Annotated in this window: 3 protein-coding genes; all 3 read left to right on the forward strand. The window is 64.1% G+C overall.

The genetic code is table 11. The features are described from left to right. The coding region (locus EOA22_RS31680) for an RNA methyltransferase (protein ID WP_164756112.1) at positions 1–820 on the forward strand (820 nt) is incomplete at its 5' end. A 13-nt stretch (positions 821–833) separates the two neighbouring features. Then, on the forward strand, positions 834–1322 hold the full coding sequence (lspA, locus tag EOA22_RS31685; RefSeq protein ID WP_063169013.1) for a signal peptidase II: 489 nt from the start codon (positions 834–836) through the stop codon (positions 1320–1322). 53 nt (positions 1323–1375) lie between these two features. Next, on the forward strand, positions 1376–2040 hold a 665-nt coding region (locus EOA22_RS31690), incomplete at its 3' end, for an acryloyl-CoA reductase (RefSeq protein ID WP_127390510.1).

Raw genomic sequence — 2040 nt, forward strand, 5'->3', positions numbered from 1 at the left:
GGAGGTCACCAGCCTCGCCAATCCGCTGGTCAAGGACATCAAGGCGCTCGCTCAGAAGAAATTCCGCGACCAGCAGAACGCCTTCATGGCCGAGGGATTGAAGCTGGTCATCGATGCGCTCGATCTCGGCTGGCAGATCAGGACATTGGTTTTCGCCAAGGCCGGGCGCGGCAACGCTGCCGTGGAGAAGGTGGCCGCACGCACGGTTGCGGCAGGCGGCATGGTGCTCGAAGTGTCGGAGAAGGTGCTGGTCGCCATCACCCGTCGCGACAACCCGCAAATGGTGGTCGGCGTCTTTTCGCAAAAATTCCTCGCCCTGAAAGATGTCCGCGCTGACAATGGCGACGTCTGGGTGGCGCTCGACCGGGTGCGCGACCCCGGCAATCTCGGCACCGTCATCCGCACCGTCGATGCCGTCGGCGCCAAAGGCGTCATCCTGGTCGGCGATACCACTGATCCATTCTCCGTGGAGACGGTGCGTGCCACCATGGGTTCGATCTTTGCCGTGCCGGTGGCGAAGGCGACAACCGAGGCTTTCCTCGCCTGGCGAGGCGGGTTTTCAGGCCTCGTCGCCGGAACCCACCTGAAAGGCGCCGTCGACTACCGCTCGGTCGATTTTTCCCGCGGGCCCGTGCTGCTGATGATGGGCAACGAGCAGCAGGGACTGCCCGAAAGCCTGGCTGCGAGTTGCGACAGGCTGCTCAGGATTCCGCAAGCGGGCCGTGCCGATTCGCTCAATCTGGCCGTTGCCACCGGCATCATGCTGTTCGAGATCCGGCGCGGCGCGCTGAAGCTCGAGTCAATCCTGGACCAGCAATGAAGGTTGCCTGCCCGTGAGATCATGGTCTCCCTACGCATTGCTCGTCGTCGCGGCCATCGCGCTCGACCAGTGGATAAAATACCTGGTCGAGGCCGATCTGCCTTTTCAGGAGAAGGTTGATCTGCTGCCCTTCCTGGCGCTGTTTCGCACCTACAATACCGGCATCGCCTTCTCGATGTTCTCGTCCTTCGGCGACACCGGGCTGATCGTCATTTCGCTCGCCGTCGTTGCCTTCGTGCTGTTCCTGGCGACGCGGATCGCGCCGTCCCAGATCCTTGCCCGCACCGGCTTTGCGCTGATCGTCGGCGGCGCGCTCGGCAATCTGATCGACCGCGCCGTCTACGGCCACGTCATCGACTACATCCTGTTCCACACGCCGGTCTGGTCCTTCGCCGTCTTCAACCTTGCCGACGCCTTCATTTCGGTTGGTGCGGCACTGGTCGTCTTCGACGAGCTGTTCGGCTGGCGGCGCGAACCCAAAGCCAGTCCTTCCAAGGATTGACCCCGTGCGGCCATCGCCGCACAGTTCATGTCGTCAAGATCGCGGAGAAAGACATGTCCGAAACCTTCAAAGCCATCCTCGTTTCGCGTGACGCCGAGAAAAAGCAGTCGGTCGCCGTGACCGATCTCACCGAGGCCGACCTGATGGAAGGCGATGTCACCGTCGCGGTCGAGGCAACGACGGTGAACTACAAGGATGGCTTGGCGATCACAGGCAAGGCGCCGGTGATCCGCCGCTGGCCGCTGGTGCCGGGCATCGATTTCGCCGGCACCGTCATTTCGTCCTCGCATCCCGACTGGCGCGCCGGAGACAAGGTCGTGCTGAATGGCTGGGGCGTCGGCGAAACCCATTTCGGTGCCTATGCAGGCCGTGCCCGCGTCAAGGGCGACTGGCTGGTGCCGCTGCCGCAAGGCATCAGCCCGCATGACGCGATGGCCGTCGGCACCGCAGGATATACCGCCATGCTCTGTGTCATGGCACTGGAGCGGCACGGCATCCTGCCCGATCGCGGCCCGGTGGTGGTGACGGGGGCAGCCGGCGGCGTCGGCTCGGTCGCGGTCTCCATCCTGTCCAGCCTCGGCTACCATGTCATTGCTTCCACCGGCCGCAATGCCGAAAGCCCCTTTCTGATGGACCTTGGCGCCGCCGAGGCGATCTCGCGCGAGGAGCTTGCCCAGCCGGCCAAGCCGCTGGCCAAGGAGCGCTGGGCCGTCGGTAT

The sequence above is a fragment of the Mesorhizobium sp. M7A.F.Ca.US.014.04.1.1 genome (genome assembly GCF_003998745.1).
GTDB lineage: Bacteria > Pseudomonadota > Alphaproteobacteria > Rhizobiales > Rhizobiaceae > Mesorhizobium > Mesorhizobium ciceri.